The organism is Cyanobium sp. Cruz CV13-4-11, from assembly GCF_024346055.1.
In the GTDB taxonomy this organism is placed as follows: domain Bacteria; phylum Cyanobacteriota; class Cyanobacteriia; order PCC-6307; family Cyanobiaceae; genus Cyanobium.
This window is the reverse complement of record NZ_JAGQCH010000024.1, coordinates 13,003-29,510: the sequence shown is the minus strand read 5'-3', so window position 1 is coordinate 29,510 and position 16,508 is coordinate 13,003. Positions and strand designations below refer to the sequence as shown.

The window sequence follows — 16,508 nt, the reverse complement described above, 5'->3', positions numbered from 1 at the left end:
GGCCTCAGGACTCCTGCTGGGCCGCCAGGTAGGCGGCGATCATTTCTTCCATGCCTTTCTGGGTGCGGCCGTGGGGCCGCAGGCCCTTGGAGCCCCAGACCCGATCGAGCTCCATGCGCAGCTCTTCTGTGATCCAGCAGGAGAGCAGCACCTTGCCCTCGCGGCTGGAGGAACAGCGCTTGGCAGCCATCGACGATCCAGGCGATTTCCAGCAATGTATACGTGTACGAGACGGCCCATCTCCTCGCCTGCCTTGACCACCTCCCTTGCCGCTCCGCTGCCAGCGCGCAGCAGAACCACGCGCTGGAACCACGCCGGCCGCAGCCTCGAGATCGCCGTCACAGAACAGGGCGGCCCGGGCCCGGCCTGGCTGCTGCTGCCGGCCCTGAGCACGATCTCCAGCCGCCAGGAATGGGAGCCGTTCGCCGCCGCCATCAGCCGCCGCCAAGGTGCTGAGGCTCCGCGTTTGATCAGTGTCGACTGGCCCGGCTTCGGTGACAGCGACCGGCCGCGTCTGCCCTACGACGCCGAGCTGCTGGCCCGCTTTCTGGCCGACTTCGTGCGTGATCACTGTCCGGCGGACTGCGGCGTGATTGCCGCCGGTCATGCCGCCGGGATCGCCCTGCTGGACGCCGAGCGCCATGGCCTGCGCTTCCGCGATTGGGTGCTGGTGGCGCCCACCTGGCGCGGTCCGTTCCCCACCATGGCCCGACGCCAGAGCCGGGCTTTCCCTGTCATCCGCGGCCTGGTGGAGACGCCGCTGCTGGGTCCGCTGTTGTATCGGCTCAACACGACCCGCTCGGTCCTCGGCTGGATGAGCCGGCGGCATGTGGATGTGGCTGGACCAGGCCTCTCGGCCAAGGGCATCGCCGAACGGCAAGGCATTGCTCGCCAGCGCGGAGCCCGCTTCGCCAGCGCTGCCTTCGTGACCGGGGGGCTGGATCCGTACAACGATCCCGAGGGCTGGATCCAGGCGGCTCGGACCCTTCACTCACCGCTCACGGTGGTGGTTGCCGATCAATCGCCGCCCAAGTCGCTGGCCGAGATGCAGGCGCTCGCCGCCGTGGCCGATCGGGTGCTGCACCTTCCCGGCCGCCTCGGCGCCCATGAGGAGTTCGGGGCCGAGCTGGCGGCGATGCTGAGCCAGGACTGATACGCCGGCCGGACCACGCATGACCTCCCCACGTCGAGGCCAATTGGCGGGCCTGACCGCCGCTGTCCTGTTCGGCTGCAGCGCGCCGCTGATCAGCACACTCACCGGCTCGGGCTCGGCTCTGAGCATCGCCGGCCTCCTCTACGCGGGAGCCACCCTGGCGTTGCTGGTTGTTCGTCTGGTCCGCGGCACCCAGGCCGAAACACCCCTGAGCCGCCAGGACTGGCCGGCCCTGGCGGCGCTCACCCTGCTCGGTGGCGTCGTCGGCCCGTTGGCGCTGGTGCTGGGGCTGGCCCGGCTGCCGGCCGCCTCCAGTTCACTCCTGCTCAACCTCGAGGCGGTGTTCACCCTGGCGATCGCCGTGCTGCTGGGCCGTGAGTACCTGGGCCGGCGCGGGCTGGTCTCGGCAGCGTTGACCATCGCCGGGGCGGTGCTGCTCTCCGAAGGATCGCTCAATGGCGCCAATGGCCTCGGTGCCGCCCTGATCGCCCTGGCCACCCTGGCCTGGGGCATCGACAACAACCTCAGTCAGCGTCTGAGCCTGCGCGATCCGATCCAGATCGCCACCGCCAAGGCAGCCGGTGCCTCGCTGCCGATGTTGCTGTTGGCCCTGCTGCTTGGCCATGCCTTCCCGCCGCTGCCGGTGGCCCTGGCGTTGCTGGCCATCGGCGCCCTGGGCTACGGGATCTCCATCTGGCTCGACCTGCTGGCGCTGCGCGATCTGGGGGCCGCCCGTGAGGCGGTGCTGTTCTCCACCGCGCCGTTCGTGGGGGCACTGTTTTCACTGCTCGTTCTGCGGGACTCCCTTTCCGCTCCCCTGCTGCTGGCGGCAGGGCTGATGGGCGCTGGGGTGGTGCTCCTGCTGCTGGAGCAGCACAGCCACAGGCATCGCCATGAACCGCTGCTGCATGACCATCGCCACCGGCACGATCCTCGCGGAGAGCAGGGCAGTGGCAATCCCCATCACGAGCATCACCACGCACCCCAGGATCTGGAGGGGCTCCCCGCTGATCGCCCCTTCTGGCATGCCCATGAGCACCACCACCGGGAGATCGAGCATGCCCACCCGCATGTGAGCGACGCTCACCATCGGCATCGGCACTGAAGTCAGGGTGTGACCTGACCACCCTCACGCCAGGATTGGGATGTCTCCTTCCCATCAAGCCTGACCAACCTGAGCAAGGGTTCAAGTGGTTTCGATGCTGAATGCCCGCACGATCGGTGTGGCCACCGAGCTGGGTTTCGACGCCGCCTATCTCCTGTCGCTCTGGGCCTTGGTGTTCGGCCTGCAGTGGCGTCTGGTCCCCCTGCAGGCCGCTCAACGCCACTGCGCCAGGCCCTACGTGCTGGCCTTCACCTTGCTGGCCGCGGGCGACAGCGCCCATGTGGGCCTGCGGCTGCTGGGGCTGGCACGAGGCGGGCTCCGCGAGGGTTTGGTGGGCTACGGGGCCCTCGCCACGGCCATCACCGTGACCCTGTTCGACCTGCTGCTGGTGCAGGGCCATCAACGCATCGGCAGGGAGCGCTGGGGGCTGCTGCCCGGGCTGTTGCTCGCCCTGGCCCTGGTGCGGCTGACGCTGTTGGCGCTGCCGCAGAACCACTGGGCCGCGGTGGTGCCGCCCCAGCCCTGGTCACTCATTCGCAATCTGCCCCTGTTGGCCCTGACCATGGGAGCCGGGGTCCTCTACCTGGGGAGCCATGGGGAGCAGCAGCGCTGGCAACGCCGGATCGGCGGGCTGCTGCTGGTCTCGGCTCTGTGCCACCTGCCAGTGGCCCTATGGATTCAGGATCATCCGCTGCTGGGACTGTTGATGATCCCCAAGAGCCTCTGCTATCTGGCCATGGGGCTGATTGTCTATCGCAGGCTGCCGAGCATGGCGCCGATCAGCAGCCCGTGAAGCAGCACCGCACCCCAGAGATTGCGGGTGCGTTGCGTGAGCAGCGCGGCGATCAGCCCCAGCGGCAGGGCCATCAATGCCAAGGCGCCCCGTTCGCTGAGGGCCAGCGGCGCCACGGCCAGGTGATTGAGCCCGAAACCGAGCGTGCTGAGGCACACCGCCCAGAGCGGCGCCAGGCCGAGCTCCAGCAGCGCCGAGAGCAGCAGACCGCGCCACAGCCCCTCCTCCGCTAGCACCAGCGGCGGCAACAGCACCACCAGCCCGCGGCCGAACAGCAGCTGCTTCACCGCCTCCAGAGGCAATCCACCGTCGCCGTCGGCCATCGCCGCCCGCATCGCCGGCAGGCCGAACAGGCCGGCCACGAGCAGCACAGCGCCGAGGCCACCGCCCCAGAGCAGCGAGGCCCGCAGCCCCGGCCCCTGCAGAAACAGGGCCTCCGCTTCCCGGCAGCGCAGCGCCCGCCAGGCCAGCAGCCCCAGGCTGCCGAGCAGATACAGCGCCAGGGCGGCCCAGCTGGCCCAAGGGATCCAGGGCGCCAGCGCACCGACCAGGCCGATCGCCGCCAGCAGGATCAGCGTCTGCCGCAGGCGCTGCTGGGCTGGGGCCGGGGCTGCCGTCATGCAGGCAGGGTCTCCTCCTGCGCCAGCACCGCAGGGAACAGATGGTTGTTCTCCTTGTGCACGTGCAGATGGGTGTCGGCCTCCAGCTCCGCCAGGCCCTCCATCAATGCCCGCGTCGAGGCGCAGGTGTCCTCCGGCGCCTGGTAGCCGCCGGTGATCTGCCGCAATTGCTCGAGCAGCGCACCGACCGCCGTGTGCTCCTGCTCCATCACCGCGATCGGATGGGCAATCGAGCCGCAGTGGAAGCTCGGCCGGCTGCTGGCGGTGGCGAGGCTGCGGATCATCGGGAACAGCGCCTGCTCCTCCTTCTGCAGATGCGGCTCCAGGTCGGCGCGGATCTCGGCCAGCACCGCCTCGGCCTGCACCAGCTCCGGATGCCTGCCGCCATGCACCCGGCTCACCTTGGCGGCCAGCTCACTCAGGCGCGGCAGCTCCCGCTTGAGGAACTGGTGATGGGTGGCCTCCAAGTGATCGACGAGCTCGGCAGGGGGCAGGCCGATCCAGTCGGCGGGTGGCGCCTCAGCAACGGGAACGCTGCTCAATTCGGCCGCGATGGCCTCAGGATCGAGGCCGCGATCTGCGCAGGCCTGGGCCAGGGTGCGCTTGCCGCCGCAGCAGTAGTCCAAGCCGATGCGCTCCAGCTCCCGCGTGAGCGAGGGGTTCGCTGATGCAATGTCAGCAAGGCATGTGGATGGGGTGAAGGCCAAGGCCGCTCCTGCCTTTCTCTCCACTCTGGAAAGGGCTCCGGCCTACGACGCGCTCCTGCATCGACCGAAACAAGCGAGTGACCAGCCCGGGATTCAGGCACCACAGCAGTGCTGCCGATCACCGACGACGATGACGTCAGCGATGACCCGGCTGTGCTCACCACCACCGGCCTGTTCCTGCTGACCGCCGTGGCCGAGATCCTCGGCTGCTACCTCACCGATCTGGTCGTGAAGCATCAGCGCCCGCCGTGGCTTCTGCTTCCTGCGGCGCTGTCCCTGGCCCTGTTCGCCTGGCTGCTCACCCTGCACCCCACCGCATCGGGGCGGGTGTATGCGGGCTATGGGGCTGTCTATGTCGCCGTGGCGCTGATCTGGCTGCGCCTGGTGGATGGTGCTGCGTTCAGCGGTCGTGACCTGCTGGGGGCGGTGGTGATCCTGGGCGGAATGGGCATCCTGATGGGCAAGTCAACCCCGTAGGAGAAGTCCCACCAGCTCCAGGGCGTCTTGATGGCAGCTGGCTGACCAGCACGGGCACCTGGGCGAGGCTGGGGCTGGTCGTCTGACTGATTCGGCAGCTCCTGCGCAGCTGCTCCCACGATGGGGGAAATCCGTCAGGGCTGAGCCATGAAGGTGATCGTGGATCTGTGCGTGGTGCCGATCGGCGTCGGTGTTCACCTGGCGCCCTACATCGCCGCCTGCGAGAAGGTGCTCACCGAGGCCGGCCTCAAGATCCAGCTGCACCCCAACGGTACGGCGATCGAGGGTGAGTGGCAGCCGGTGTTCCAGGCGATCGAGGCCTGCCACCAGGCGGTGCACGCTATGGGTTGCCCACGCGTTTACACCACCGTGAAGATCAATACGCGCACCGACAAGGACCAGACCCTCGAGGACAAGGTGGCCAGCGTGCAGGCGTTGCTGTGATGCCAGGCCAGGGTGAGCAGGCCAGTGAGGTTCTGGACTTCTGGTTCGTGCAGAGCCGGCCGCGCCAGTGGTTCGCCAAGGACCCGGCCTTCGATGCCCTGCTGCGGCAACGCTTCCTCGGACTGACCCGACGCGCCATCGCGGGTGAGCTCAGCGCCTGGGGCATGGAGCCGACCGGGGCCCTGGCGCTGGTGCTGCTGCTGGACCAGTTCCCGCGGCAGATCTGGCGCGACACCGCCCTGGCCTTTTCCGGCGATCCCCAGGCCCTGGCACTGAGTCTGCGGGCGGTCGAGCTGGGCTGGCTGGAGGCCGAAGCCGAGCAGGCAAGGCGGCAGTTCTGGCTGATGCCGCTGATGCACAGCGAGGACCTGGCAGTGCAGGAGGCGGCGCTGCCTCTGTTCGAGCGGTTCAGCGACCCTCGCACCGCCGACTTCGGCCGCCGGCACCGGGATGTGATCGCCCGCTTTGGCCGCTTCCCGCATCGCAATGCCGCCCTGGGGCGGGTGTCGAGCGCGGAGGAGCTGGCCTTCCTGCAGACGCCGGGTTCCCGCTTCTGACGGCTCAGCGATCAGTCGGGGCAGGGAGGCGACAGCCACTGGGGAGCGCAGGGCTGCCAACCCTGCTGGCGTTTTTCGGCCCAGAGCCTGAGCGCTTCCTCCCGCGTGAGCTCCATGCGGCGTTTGAGCAGCGGTACCGGCTGATCCGCCAGCAGCTCACCGCTGGTGACCTCCAGCCGCTGGCTCCAGCGATCCCAGAGGGTGGGCCGGAAGTGCAGCACCTGCCGGCCGTCGCTGATCCACGCCTCCCTGGGCGACAGCGGCGGCCGGTTGCGGGGCCCACGGCTCACGCCACCTCGGGAGCCCAGCCCCGCTGGCGGTGCAGGTCTTATGACCAGCCGCTGCAGCGGTGGGTGAGGTGCTCGCCGTGGGCGATCAGGCCCTGATGCAGGTGACAGGTGAGCAGCGTGGTGCACTCCGGCCCCGGGTGATGCCGGAAGAAGTGGCAGGTCATGCAGACCTGCCGGCTGCGGCTGGCGCGGAGGACCGCCTGATCCAGCCAGGGCCAGTCCTCGATCTCGTCGGTTCGGGAAGGATTCAGACGGGAGAGCGGGACCGGCACCATGACAACGTCTCAATGCGTACAGCCGTACTAGCAGGGGAGGTCCTGGGATGCCAGGGCGGTCGCGCTGTCGCCGTTCAAGCCTGGAGAGTGGGGCCGGTCACGGAAACATGGTCCTGATCCATGCCGGGATGCAGCTGCAGAACGCCGATGGACACCGCTGCGGCCAGACCTTCCTGCTGGAGCAGGGCTCCAAGGCTCTGTGCCGCTCGTTCCGGGCTGATGCCCTGCGGCAGCGGAAGCCCCAGGCAGCGATGCAGCTGGTCGATGGTGGTGGCGGCGTGGAAGCTCAGCCGCAGCCCCGGCGGCAGCTCGGAGGGCTCCGGATCGGGGTCGAACAGGCGATCGATCAGCGGCTCCAGCGCAGTGCGCAGCGCCACGAACACATGGTCGCCGGGCAGCAGCGTGGAGCTGCCGCGGGGCATCACCACCTCCTGGCCGCGCACGATCAGGCTGACCACCACACCATCGGGCAGGGCGAGCTCGCGTAGGGGCAGGCCGGCCACGAGGGAGCCGGGTTGGACGGTGTAGTCGACGATCTCGCCATCCACCTGCCGCAGGGCATTGATCTCCACCGACAGTGCCGGGGTGGGATCGGCAGGCCGTCCGATGTGTAGCCATCGAGCCACCAGCGGCAGCGACCAGCCCTGGCTGAGCGCCGAGAGCACCACCACGAAGAACACCGCATTGAAGATCTGGCCGCTCTTGGGCACGCCGGCCAGCAGCGGGAAGGTGGCCAGGGTGATCGGCACGGCGCCCTTGAGGCCCACCCAGGAGAGGAAGGTGAGGTCGCGGCGGCGGAAGCGGAACGGCCACACCGAGGCCCAGACGGCGATCGGCCTGGCCACCAGGATCAGCACCAGGGCGATCAGCAGCCCCTCCCAGGCCACCGCCAGCAGGCGGCTGGGAAAGCTGAGCAGCCCCAGCATCACGAACAGCACGATCTGGCCCAGCCAGGCGATGGCGTCGTGGAAGGAGAAGATGCCGCGGCGGAACACGATCGAGCTGCTGCCCAGCACGATCCCGGCGATGTAGACCGCCAGGAAGCCGCTGCCCCCCAGCACCGCCGCCGCCCCAAAGGCCACCAACGCGAAGGCCAGCGCCAGCAGCGGATACAGGCCAGGGGTGTCGAGGTTGATGCGGTTCACGGCCGCCGTGGCCAGGCGTCCCACCAGCAGCCCGGCGATGGTGCCGACCCCGAACTGGCCAAGGAACAGCCACAGCAGGGCCAGAGGTGAATCGGCGCTGCCGGTGATCACGCCGATCAGGCCCAGGGTGAGGAAGATCGCCATCGGATCGTTGGCGCCGCTCTCCACCTCGAGCGTGGCGGTGAGCCGCTCGGGCAGCCGCAGCCCACTGCTGCGCAGCATCGAGAACACGGCGGCCGCGTCGGTGGAGCCGACGATGCTGCCCACCAGCAGCCCCTGCAGCAGCGGCAGCTTCAGCACCCAGGCCGCCGCCAGCCCGTTGATCAGGGAGGTGAGCAGCACGCCCACGGTGGAGAGGGCGAGCGCCGGTTTCCAGACGCGACGCACGGCCTGCAGCGGCGTGCGCAGGCCGCCGTCGAACAGGATCAGGGCCAGGGCGACGCTGCCGATGTTGTTGGCGAGGGCGTAGTCCTCGAACGGGATGCGGCCCAGTCCTTCCGAGCCCGCAAGCATCCCGACCGACAGGAACAGCACCAGCACGGGCACGCCCAACCGGGCGGAGAACTTGCTGGAAGCGATCCCCAGCAGCAGCAGCACGCCGGCCAGCAGCATCGCGGCGTTGATCGACACGCTCCCTCCTGTGCAGCCTGCGCCGGAAGGATGGCGCACAACAGCCCGAACCGGGTTGGAACGCTGTCTGCTGTTGGATCAGGACACGCCGCCGCCCTGGTGCTGTTCTGCCAAGCGCACCTCTCGGTGCGACACGAGAAACGCCTCGATCCAGTCGTGGTGGCACTTCTGGTTGATCCGGTCGGCGATGGTCGCCGCCTCCTCGGGAACCTGGAAACGCTTGCGGAAGGCCCGGGTGAGGCTCTCCAGCAGGGGCCTGGGCAGGGCTCGCAGGGTGCTGTGGAGGTGCTGGATGGTCTCGGCATCGAGGGCCACCTGGCCGGGGTCGGCTTGTGCTGATGGCGGTGCCGCCGGGGCAGTGGCCTGGGTGTGACCCTGGCCTGGGGAGGCGGTGGAAGCACCAGCTGCCGGCCGGCTCACAGCAGACCGCTGCCCAACTGGCCGCTGGGCTCCATCACCCTGGCCCGCGGCACTGCTGACCTGCCGCTGCGCCTTGTCGTAGAGGGCAAGGCCAAACGGATTCCCGAAGGTCATCAGGGCCCGCTTCATGGCGTCGGTCTCGGCCTCCTTGAGCGCTGATTCATGGGCCTGGCCCAGATCCACGTCGATGCCGTGGCCGGCACCGCTGCCCTCCCGAACCAGAGGGGGAAGCCCACCGGCGGTGACGGTGACGCGGACACGGGCGGTGTAGGTGACGCCCCAGCCAGGCTTCTGCTCGCGGCCGATCAGCCGCTCGGCCTGGGCGACGCAGCGGACGGCGATGGTCTGCCGCTGCCAGCCATCGAAGCCAAAGATGCGGTTGGCTTCCGCGATCACCTGCCAACCCTCCAGATAGCTCACGCGGCTGCGGCCCTGCTCGCGCTGGCGGACGTTGGCCCGATCGAGCGGGGCAGAGAGTGCAGCGAGCTGCTCAGGGGAGAAGCCAGAGAACTGAGCCTGGGGGGCTGCCGGCGCTGAGGCTGGTGCGGGCCCTGGTGCTGGAGCCTCCTCGGCGCGATCGACGGAGCGGATCAGCTCCAAGGCTGAGGGCGGCCTCTGGACGGGACGAGGCGCAGCGGGCCGGCTGGTCCCGTTGGTGGAAGGAGCGGCGACGGTCATGACGATGGATGCAATGGTGTGAGGAGGACGGGAAGGGGGCCCCGGCTGCCCAGCCGGAACCCCAGTTGCAAGGGGCCTCTGGCCCCTCAGTGGATGCGCCAGGAGCGGCGGGAGACGAGCTGGGCACCGGGGATGAGGTGGCCGGCCTTGAGGGCTTTTTTGATGGCGGCCTTGTCGGGCTGGCTGGTGGTCTTGAGGGCGAGCCACTCGGAGGGGAGGGCGTCTTCGTCGGCGATCTCGACGGCCTGGGACTTGCGGGAGGTCAGCTCGTGATTCGGGAAGGAGAAGCGTGTGGAAGTGGGCTGCAGGCGGGTCAGCACCAGGACCAGCGAGTCTTCGAGGGCGTCGGCCCGGGAGGCATCAGAGCGGGATAGCTCCGTGAGCCGCTTCGCCTGCTGCTGCCGGTAGGCGGCCTGGCCACGCAGGTGCTCGATCACCCAGCAGGTGGCATCGGCTTTGGCGGCGAGAGCCTGTTTGTTGCCCTCCTCGGCCAGCAGGGCAGCCTCCAGCTCGGCGAGGGCCTGGGCGCGGGAATCCCCGTCGTCGGCTTCCAGCTGCTCGGCGAGCCGGCCGATGGCGGTGGTGAGCTCCTGGGCCTCGATGCCCAGCTGCCAGAGGGAACCGGAACGCTGCAAGGTGCAGGACGGCCCGACGGCCTGAGGGAGAGCCGGGGCGAGAGGAGCGGCGGGGGCGGTGAGAACGGACATGGGGATGCGAGAAGAGGAAGGGGGAGAACGGCTCTGCGATCGCCGCTCAGGCAACGAGGGGCTCCGGCGAGAACGGCGGCGGCACTTCCATCACCACCACCGGCACCGGCGAACGGGAGGAGCAGCGGCGGGCCTGCTGCACCAGCGAGGCCGTGCCTGGCCCACCGGGAAAGGCGATCACCAGCACCGAGGCGCTGAACGCCGGGGAGGTGTGGGCTTGGGCCTCGACCAGGGCCTGCTCAAGCAGACGCCGATTGCGGATGGGGCCAGCACAGCGGCCATAACGCCGCCACTCGGCAGCCAGGGACTGAACGCGCCAGCCGAGCTGATGGGCCGCCCGGCCGATGGCCTGATCGGCCCCACGGGCACCGCCATGGAGCAACAGATGGACAGGCCGGCCACCGCTGCGCTGGAGGAGAGCGGAGGCGATGCGCTCCTGAGGCCAGACGAGATCACGGCCACCAGCCGCGACGATGACGACCGAGCGATGGGCCAGCACCGGCGGCGGCAGGAGGCCAAGGGAAGGCAATGCAGCGGCCTGGGCCACTGCAGCAGAGGACAAGCTCATGGGCTACAGAGCAAACGAACGGGGCAAGTTGTCCGAGGATTTCGTTGCCGCAGGCGATGGGCTCGTGGCCTTTGGCGCAACCTTCATTCTACCAGTACAAACGCACTGAGAGACCGGCAGAGCCCCTGCAGGGCAATGGATCTACGCAAAGCGGCGCCATGCGCTGGAGGCCCTGGAGACAGATAAACAACCGCAGCAGATTCAGCCCTGAATGCCCAACCGGCTGCGCAGCCGCGCGAGGAAACCTGGGGCAGTACCCCAGCCCCATGGACGGGACAACTGCCCGGCCACCGCAGCCGCGGGAGGGCAGCCATGCCCGCCACCCCCACACCGGCCCCGGAGCGGAGGGCGGCGGCGGCTGGCCGATGCACGCCACGGCGCAGCCGTGGCACGCTGAAGGACGGCTGCTTCCGACCGGAGCCCTGCGGCGTCTGCTGCAGTGCATCCGACCAAGAACCAATCGGTGAAGCCGACGGGGGAAGCCCTTGGGCCCTTTCAGCGCAACCTGGAATCGAAGCGAAATGCCTCGTTGCTGCTGATGCGCACCCTGGTCATATCTGGGTGGCGCGGATTGAGCAGAAAGTTGGTTTCCATCGGAACGACGACGGAGGGAACCCGTAGAGCAACGCTGGATCTGCGCTCCAGCCAGGCGTTGCCGATGGACTGGGTGCTATCCGGTGCCGGCACGCTGCGCCAGTCTTCAGGAAGCATCGCTGGAACCAGCTCCTCGATGGTCAGCTCGTCCGGCAGCTCCAGGCCCAGCAGGCGCAGATCGTCAGGCGCCTGCAGCGGTTCCACGTGCACTAGCACCTCCAGGGCCGCGAGGGCTGCGGAACTGGCGGTGTAGAGGATTGGATGCCCGCGTCGGTGCCAGCGGCCAGAAACCATCAGACCGCCCACACCCTCCAGAGCGGAGTCGACATGAATCTCCCGGGCGATCCGCCAGAGCAGCATCAGCTGAACACGCCATAGCTCAGGCGCAGCAGCACCTCCTCCACCTGGCGAGACCCAATGTCGGTGTCGAGCCACTGCAGCGGCACCTCACCGGCCAGCGCCCGGTTGGGCGAGGTCAGCCACTGTCTCGCTTTGGCCTGGCTGCCCAGCACCTCAGCCGCCATCGAAACGGTGCGTGCCAGGCGGTAGAGCCGATCCGATTCCTGCGGACTGAGTAGGAGGGTCTTGCGCCGCCTGGCGAAGGTGCGCTGCGGGATCCCCAGCAGTACCCCGATGTCCGCGGAGGGGAGATCCAGCTGGCTGGCGATGGCTTCCAGGGCCGTGAATGGCAGACCATGCCGGACAGCTGCCAGCAGATCCGCCGGCCGATCGCCTTCCAGCGCCAGAACCCTGGCGGGCCCATGGGGGCCGGAATGCGATGCAGGAGCTATCGGTGCCATATGGCAATGATAGCGCTGCCGTATGGCCGGGACAATGATTCGATGCACGCTCCGCCGACAGGGGTGATGGCGGGATCCCTTCCATGTGCAGTCGGGGAGCCGGTGACCAGGCGACTGGATCAAGACGGCTCAGCGACCTGAGCCCACGTCAGTGCTGCTGACGAGAGAGGCAGAGGCTCGATGGAACGCGGCGATCGTGCCCGCGGTACTGGCCCAGGGATAGGAGCGGCAATGCACCTCAAAGCTGTGACCCATCGCCTGGGCCATGCTCCCGGCGTCAATGCCCCGCTGGTGGCCGCGAAGGCTGTAGCTGTGCCGGAAGCTGTAGATCACAGCGCGCTGGGCGTTGGCCTTCATCGCCTCGCGCAGCGATCGCCAGGCAGGCTTTCGTGAGAGATAGGTCTTGATGCAATCTGCTGCGCCGTTCCCGGAGCTGAGGGGCGGCAGCTCGATGAGCCGTGCCTGCCACCGAGCGAGCAGATTCCACTGCTGCACCTCCCCATCAAGGTCGACCAGCGGGAGGGGGAACAACCGGCGCGGTTCGGTCACGCCGCCACCGCTTCGCTTGCGGTAGGTGCACCACCAGTAGGCCTCCCGTGAGCTGGCATCGGTGCGCACGCTGAGATGCAGAAGCTCGATCGGCCGCAGCCCCAGCTCCGCCATGAGCCGGATCGCGTCGGCCCAGCGACGACCGGCCTCATCCTGGGGGAGGCCATCGAGCAACGCCAGGATCTGCCCATCGGTGAAGGGATCTCCCTTCTGGGTGGCAATCGCTGACTCCCTTGACTTGGTGCCGATGTGGTGGCGCAGCGTGCTGGGAGGAGTCCAATGAACAGGAGCCTTCTCTCGGTACACCGCATGTCGCAGCAGTTGGGCGACGGATTGAGCGCGGATCTGACGGATTCGACTGCCTGGCGGCCAATCGCGGATGCAGCGATCGATCAGATCAGCCGGGTTGGTGGGAGCCTCATCACCTGTCAGCAAGTCCACCGCCATGCCGATGACCGGGGCGTAATGGTCTTCCCATGTGGCGGGTTTGATCGAGGTGCCGTGCTCGAGCTTCTGGATCCGGAAGTTCTCGGCAACCTGCTCCCAGTCGATGCTGACCTGGGGCGCCTCACCAGCAGCCACCAGAGCGGCAGTTTTCAAGGAATGACCTTCGCCGACCAGCCGGTAGATCGCGCGCACGCGGGCGACAGCGTCACCGGTCTGGGATTTCGCCCAGTCGAAAGGCAGAGCGACCGATTGCATGCGGCCGTCAGGCCCAACGGTCTCCAGCCGCATCCGCCCGCGGTGTTCGCGGACCCACCAGCCCTCGCGGGTGCTGGCGCGGACGGCGGAACGGAAGCCCTTCACCCAGGGCTGGTCATGGCGGGTTCGGACAGCCATCAGAGCCCCCGAGGCGTTCGTACAACTGTACGGAAAAACGGCCCTTTTGGCCCGGACAAGGCCGGACAGCCTCAGACAAAACCAGTTGCAGCAACGGGTCTTGCCAGTGAGAATCTCGAAAAACTGGCTGATTTGGGAGCACTAGGTCGCAGGTTCGAATCCTGTCGCCCCGATTGACTTTTCAGGGATCGGCCCAGCGGGTTGAGCACAAAATGAGCACAAAACGTCCGGCGCCCTGATTCGGCCAGGCCTTTGGACGGTGGCGTGGTCATGCTGCAAAGCGATACTGAACGCTGCTCATTCCCCGTCGTGCGCCATTCGCACAGCGTTGCGGAATGCACTGCTCCACGCCATAACCAGTAGCCAAGCCCCACGGCAGAAGCTTGATTCTGAAGCTGCTCAGCTCGGCCGAGGGATGGTTTCCAGAGCTGTGGTGACTCTGCTGCAGATCTTGCCCCAGGCGTTCACTGGAACAATCACCAATTTCTGCCACTGCCGCTGATGCTCTTGTGGCGTTGGGTGTTGTTACCAGGTGGAGGCGCCATGGAGATCACGATCGGCAAGGCCCGGCGAAGCAGGCTCTCTGATCCCCTGCCCGGTCAGGTCTATGTGGGCCGGCCCAGCCCGCTGGGCAATCCCTTCCAGCTCGGCCGCGATGGCAGCCGCGCTGAGGTGATTTCCCGCTACCGGCATTGGCTCTGGGCCCAGCTCCAGGTGCCCGGCTCGATCCAGCGGCGCGAGCTGGAGCAGTTGCTCGCCCAGGCCAAGGTGGGCCCGCTGGAGCTGCTGTGCTGGTGCGCGCCGCTGGCCTTCCACGCCGAGGTGATCCGCTCTGCGCTGCTCTGGCTGGAAGCGCAAAGGCGCATCACAGCCTGAGTTGTAGGGCTCCCTTTTGTTGAAAGGGAGGAGCGCAGGGTGCCTCAGTGTGCGCGGGATGGCGCAAGGGCTGCGCGAGCGGTTCGGCCCTGGCGGGCCTCCCGCCCTTGCGCTCCCCCGCGCAGGCACGTCGGCGTCCTTTGCGCCCTTCCCCATGGCCGCATCCACCACCACGCGCCGCCACAAGGTCTCCGGTCCCTCGCCCGAGGAAGCGATGGTGCGCGATCTGATCGAGCTGCTCGAGGCCGGCAGCACGCTTTGGCGCCGGCCATGGGATAGCCGTTGCGGCGGCGTCCACATCAATCTGCTCAGCGGTCGGGCCTACCGGGGCGGCAATCCCATCCTCCTGGAGCTGGGGATGGCCATGCGGGGCGCCGAGCTGCCGTTCTGGTGCTGCTTCGCCGAGGCGAAAAAGCTGGGCCTCTTCTCCAGGAAGGGATCGAAGTCGGTGCGCATCCTGCGGCCCCAGCTGCACTCCCACCAGGAGGAGGGCAAGGGCTGCGAGAAGGTGCTCCACAGCTGGGCCAGCTATCCGCCGGTGCCGGTGTTCAATGCCTGCGATCTGGTGGGTGAGGCGCTGGCTGGGCTGATTGAGGCCCGGCTGCCAAAGGTGGAGCCCCGAGCGCCGCTGGAGCGAATTGAGGAGGCCGAGCAAGTTCTCTCTGGTTGGCCGGTGCCAGCCAGCTGGGGCGGCGAGCGGGCCTTCTATTCACCAGGCTCCGATCGCATCCAGCTGCCGGAGCGCGAGAGCTTCCACGGGGCCGCAGCGCTCTATGCCACCTGGGTGCCCCCATCACAGCTTCGGGACAGCGCCGGACTCGGCTCAGAACGAACCTTCACCCCACCGGACTTTCCTCGTTGCCTCCAGGGCGGGACCCGCTTGAACCGTGATCACCATTGTGGAGCTGGATGGCTGCGGGGGCATTACTGCGGATGGCGGACCAGCCAGCCCAGCATCAGCAGGGAGGCAGCGGTGATCCAGCTGCCGCCCACCCGAATGGCGATGTCCCGCCAGCACGGATGAGGAGGAGCCAGCAGCTGGCTGAGCAGGGTGGTCAAGAAGGCAATGGCGATGGCCTCCCCCAGCAGGGCCGCCATCGCTCCTGAATGACCGGCCAGGGCCGATCCCGCCACCAGGGCGAACAGCCCCGCCAGGCCAGCAGCGAGCGGCAGCAGCAGCGCCTGTCGCAGCCGCAGACCGAGGGCTACCAGCAAACCCAGGGCCGCCAACAGGCCTGTGCAGACAACGGCCAGCAGCAGGGGCGATGGCAGGCGCAGGCCGATCAGGCCCCCCAGGAGCCAGGCCAGCGGCAGCAGCAAGGGCAGGCGATTGCTGACAGCGCGGTTGGCCTGCACGCCCAGCAGCACCAGGCCAATCACCAACAGCAGCTCCGTGGGCTCCAGGAACAGCCGAGCCATGCCATCAGCCCACGGCCCGAACCCGGTGGCGTTGAGGTGGGCGAAGGGTGCGATCACCGCAGGGCCTGCTCGAGGAAAAAGAACCCGATCAGCGCCACGACCCCACCGGCCCCCTGCACAAAGCGCCGGCCACCGGGCCAGCGGCGCGTCTCGCCCAGCAGGATCCCCAGCAGGTGCAGCAGGCCGGTGGCGATCACAAAAGCCAGGCTGTAGAGGAGGGCATTGCTGCCGGCGGGCAGTTCAGCGCCGTGGGCATGGCCGTGGAACACCGCAAAGGCGGAGACGATCAGCGCCGCCAACCAGAGCGGCGGCTTCAGCTCGAACAGCACCATCAGGCCCATCACCATGCCCGAGGCGGCGATGCCGATCTCCACCCCCGGAATCGGAACGCCCAGAAGGCCGAGCAGCCCTCCGAAAGCCATCACCATCGGAAACGCCACCGGCAGCACCCACAAGGCCGGCGGGCCTAGCACTGCCCCCCAGAGACCCACGGCCACCATCGCCACCACGTGATCGAGGCCCGAGATGGGGTGAAGCAAGCCGGCCACGAACCCACCACCGGGGTGCGGATCGGCATGGGCCCAGGCAGCCATCGGCGCCAGGGCCAGGGCGACACAGGCCAGCAAGGTCCATGGCCAGTTGGTTCGAGCCATCAATCTCAGGCAGCTGCATTCCATCCAGGATCTGTCACCCGGGCCCCAGGCGTGCCCCTAATGGGGGTGTTCGGAGCAGGGCATCCACTGGCGCCCAGAGGAGCTGCCAGGAACAAGGCCGATGGCGAGCAACTTCGCGAGGGACGAAACCGAGGCCGGGAGGGACGGCCTGGCTGTGGTGTCCAAACCATGACCGTTGTCTCCAGTG

The 16,508-nt window shown here is 68.2% G+C and carries 22 protein-coding genes; 8 read left to right on the top strand and 14 right to left on the bottom strand.

Annotated elements, in window-relative coordinates; genetic code table 11:
• Positions 1–4: 4 nt before the first annotated feature.
• Entirely contained in the window at positions 5–190 is a 186-nt protein-coding gene (locus tag KBZ12_RS15315; protein WP_254958857.1) for a hypothetical protein, read from the bottom strand.
• A gap of 63 nt (positions 191–253) precedes the next feature.
• Between KBZ12_RS15315 and KBZ12_RS15310 the strand changes: the two genes are divergently transcribed.
• The 3 genes from KBZ12_RS15310 (at position 254) to KBZ12_RS15300 (ending at position 3,051) form a co-directional block, all read left to right on the top strand.
• Positions 254–1,153: an alpha/beta fold hydrolase gene (locus tag KBZ12_RS15310; protein ID WP_254958856.1), complete on the top strand. Its 900-nt coding sequence runs from the start codon at positions 254–256 to the stop codon at positions 1,151–1,153.
• A gap of 43 nt (positions 1,154–1,196) precedes the next feature.
• Positions 1,197–2,258 (top strand): EamA family transporter, encoded by a 1,062-nt coding sequence (locus KBZ12_RS15305; RefSeq protein ID WP_315859433.1) that lies wholly within the window; start codon positions 1,197–1,199, stop codon positions 2,256–2,258.
• Positions 2,259–2,352: 94 nt separating this feature from the next.
• A complete protein-coding gene (locus tag KBZ12_RS15300) occupies positions 2,353–3,051 on the top strand; it encodes a hypothetical protein (RefSeq protein ID WP_254958852.1) in 699 nt (232 codons plus the stop codon).
• On the opposite strand, the gene KBZ12_RS15295 is transcribed toward KBZ12_RS15300, so the two are convergent.
• Both KBZ12_RS15295 and ric read right to left on the bottom strand, forming a co-directional pair.
• Positions 3,009–3,671: a CPBP family intramembrane glutamic endopeptidase gene (locus tag KBZ12_RS15295; protein WP_254958850.1), complete on the bottom strand. Its 663-nt coding sequence runs from the start codon at positions 3,669–3,671 to the stop codon at positions 3,009–3,011. The two genes, KBZ12_RS15300 and KBZ12_RS15295, sit on opposite strands and share 43 nt — an antisense overlap.
• Positions 3,668–4,402 carry an iron-sulfur cluster repair di-iron protein gene (gene ric / locus KBZ12_RS15290; protein ID WP_254958849.1) on the bottom strand — a complete coding sequence of 245 codons (735 nt, stop codon included), beginning with the start codon at positions 4,400–4,402 and terminating at the stop codon, positions 3,668–3,670. The genes KBZ12_RS15295 and ric overlap by 4 nt, the downstream gene beginning before the upstream one ends.
• 129 nt (positions 4,403–4,531) lie before the next feature.
• Between ric and KBZ12_RS15285 the strand changes: the two genes are divergently transcribed.
• The 3 genes from KBZ12_RS15285 to KBZ12_RS15275 all read left to right on the top strand — a co-directional run bounded on the left by KBZ12_RS15285 (position 4,532) and on the right by KBZ12_RS15275 (position 5,856).
• Positions 4,532–4,855, top strand: coding sequence for a YnfA family protein (locus KBZ12_RS15285; protein ID WP_396101361.1), 324 nt, complete (start codon positions 4,532–4,534; stop codon positions 4,853–4,855).
• A gap of 147 nt (positions 4,856–5,002) precedes the next feature.
• Positions 5,003–5,299, top strand: coding sequence for an MTH1187 family thiamine-binding protein (locus tag KBZ12_RS15280; RefSeq protein ID WP_254958847.1), 297 nt, complete (start codon positions 5,003–5,005; stop codon positions 5,297–5,299).
• Positions 5,299–5,856 (top strand): DUF924 family protein, encoded by a 558-nt coding sequence (locus tag KBZ12_RS15275; RefSeq protein WP_254958846.1) that lies wholly within the window; start codon positions 5,299–5,301, stop codon positions 5,854–5,856. Before KBZ12_RS15280 ends, KBZ12_RS15275 begins: the two co-directional genes overlap by 1 nt.
• A gap of 11 nt (positions 5,857–5,867) precedes the next feature.
• Here the strand turns inward: KBZ12_RS15275 and KBZ12_RS15270 are convergent, their stop codons facing one another.
• The 9 genes from KBZ12_RS15270 to KBZ12_RS15230 form a co-directional block, all read right to left on the bottom strand.
• The gene (locus KBZ12_RS15270; protein ID WP_254958845.1) at positions 5,868–6,146 is read right to left on the bottom strand and encodes a DUF1651 domain-containing protein; all 279 of its coding nucleotides are present in this window, start codon (positions 6,144–6,146) and stop codon (positions 5,868–5,870) included.
• A 38-nt stretch (positions 6,147–6,184) separates the two neighbouring features.
• Entirely contained in the window at positions 6,185–6,421 is a 237-nt protein-coding gene (locus KBZ12_RS15265; RefSeq protein WP_254958844.1) for a galactose oxidase, read from the bottom strand.
• Between the two features lie 74 nt (positions 6,422–6,495).
• Positions 6,496–8,196 carry a potassium/proton antiporter gene (locus KBZ12_RS15260; protein WP_254958843.1) on the bottom strand — a complete coding sequence of 567 codons (1,701 nt, stop codon included), beginning with the start codon at positions 8,194–8,196 and terminating at the stop codon, positions 6,496–6,498.
• 78 nt (positions 8,197–8,274) lie between these two features.
• Positions 8,275–9,216 carry an RAD52 family DNA repair protein gene (locus tag KBZ12_RS15255; protein ID WP_254958842.1) on the bottom strand — a complete coding sequence of 314 codons (942 nt, stop codon included), beginning with the start codon at positions 9,214–9,216 and terminating at the stop codon, positions 8,275–8,277.
• 164 nt (positions 9,217–9,380) lie between these two features.
• Positions 9,381–10,001: a siphovirus Gp157 family protein gene (locus tag KBZ12_RS15250; RefSeq protein ID WP_254958841.1), complete on the bottom strand. Its 621-nt coding sequence runs from the start codon at positions 9,999–10,001 to the stop codon at positions 9,381–9,383.
• A 46-nt stretch (positions 10,002–10,047) separates the two neighbouring features.
• Positions 10,048–10,569: a DUF2493 domain-containing protein gene (locus tag KBZ12_RS15245; RefSeq protein WP_254958840.1), complete on the bottom strand. Its 522-nt coding sequence runs from the start codon at positions 10,567–10,569 to the stop codon at positions 10,048–10,050.
• A gap of 495 nt (positions 10,570–11,064) precedes the next feature.
• Entirely contained in the window at positions 11,065–11,523 is a 459-nt protein-coding gene (locus tag KBZ12_RS15240; protein WP_254958839.1) for an RES family NAD+ phosphorylase, read from the bottom strand.
• Positions 11,523–11,963 carry an antitoxin Xre-like helix-turn-helix domain-containing protein gene (locus tag KBZ12_RS15235; RefSeq protein WP_254958838.1) on the bottom strand — a complete coding sequence of 147 codons (441 nt, stop codon included), beginning with the start codon at positions 11,961–11,963 and terminating at the stop codon, positions 11,523–11,525. Before KBZ12_RS15235 ends, KBZ12_RS15240 begins: the two co-directional genes overlap by 1 nt.
• Before the next feature lie 129 nt (positions 11,964–12,092).
• Positions 12,093–13,352: a site-specific integrase gene (locus tag KBZ12_RS15230; RefSeq protein ID WP_254958837.1), complete on the bottom strand. Its 1,260-nt coding sequence runs from the start codon at positions 13,350–13,352 to the stop codon at positions 12,093–12,095.
• Positions 13,353–13,895: 543 nt separating this feature from the next.
• Here KBZ12_RS15230 and KBZ12_RS15225 point away from each other — a divergent pair.
• A complete protein-coding gene (locus tag KBZ12_RS15225; RefSeq protein WP_254958836.1) occupies positions 13,896–14,228 on the top strand; it encodes a DUF4326 domain-containing protein in 333 nt (110 codons plus the stop codon).
• Positions 14,229–14,382: 154 nt separating this feature from the next.
• On the top strand, positions 14,383–15,252 hold the full coding sequence (locus KBZ12_RS15220) for an ArdC-like ssDNA-binding domain-containing protein (RefSeq protein ID WP_254958835.1): 870 nt from the start codon (positions 14,383–14,385) through the stop codon (positions 15,250–15,252).
• Here the strand turns inward: KBZ12_RS15220 and KBZ12_RS15215 are convergent.
• Positions 15,153–15,704: a phosphoglycerate kinase gene (locus KBZ12_RS15215; protein ID WP_254958834.1), complete on the bottom strand. Its 552-nt coding sequence runs from the start codon at positions 15,702–15,704 to the stop codon at positions 15,153–15,155. The two genes, KBZ12_RS15220 and KBZ12_RS15215, sit on opposite strands and share 100 nt — an antisense overlap.
• The gene (locus KBZ12_RS15210) at positions 15,701–16,300 is read right to left on the bottom strand and encodes a HupE/UreJ family protein (RefSeq protein ID WP_254958833.1); all 600 of its coding nucleotides are present in this window, start codon (positions 16,298–16,300) and stop codon (positions 15,701–15,703) included. Before KBZ12_RS15210 ends, KBZ12_RS15215 begins: the two co-directional genes overlap by 4 nt.
• Between the last annotated feature and the right edge of the window lie 208 nt (positions 16,301–16,508).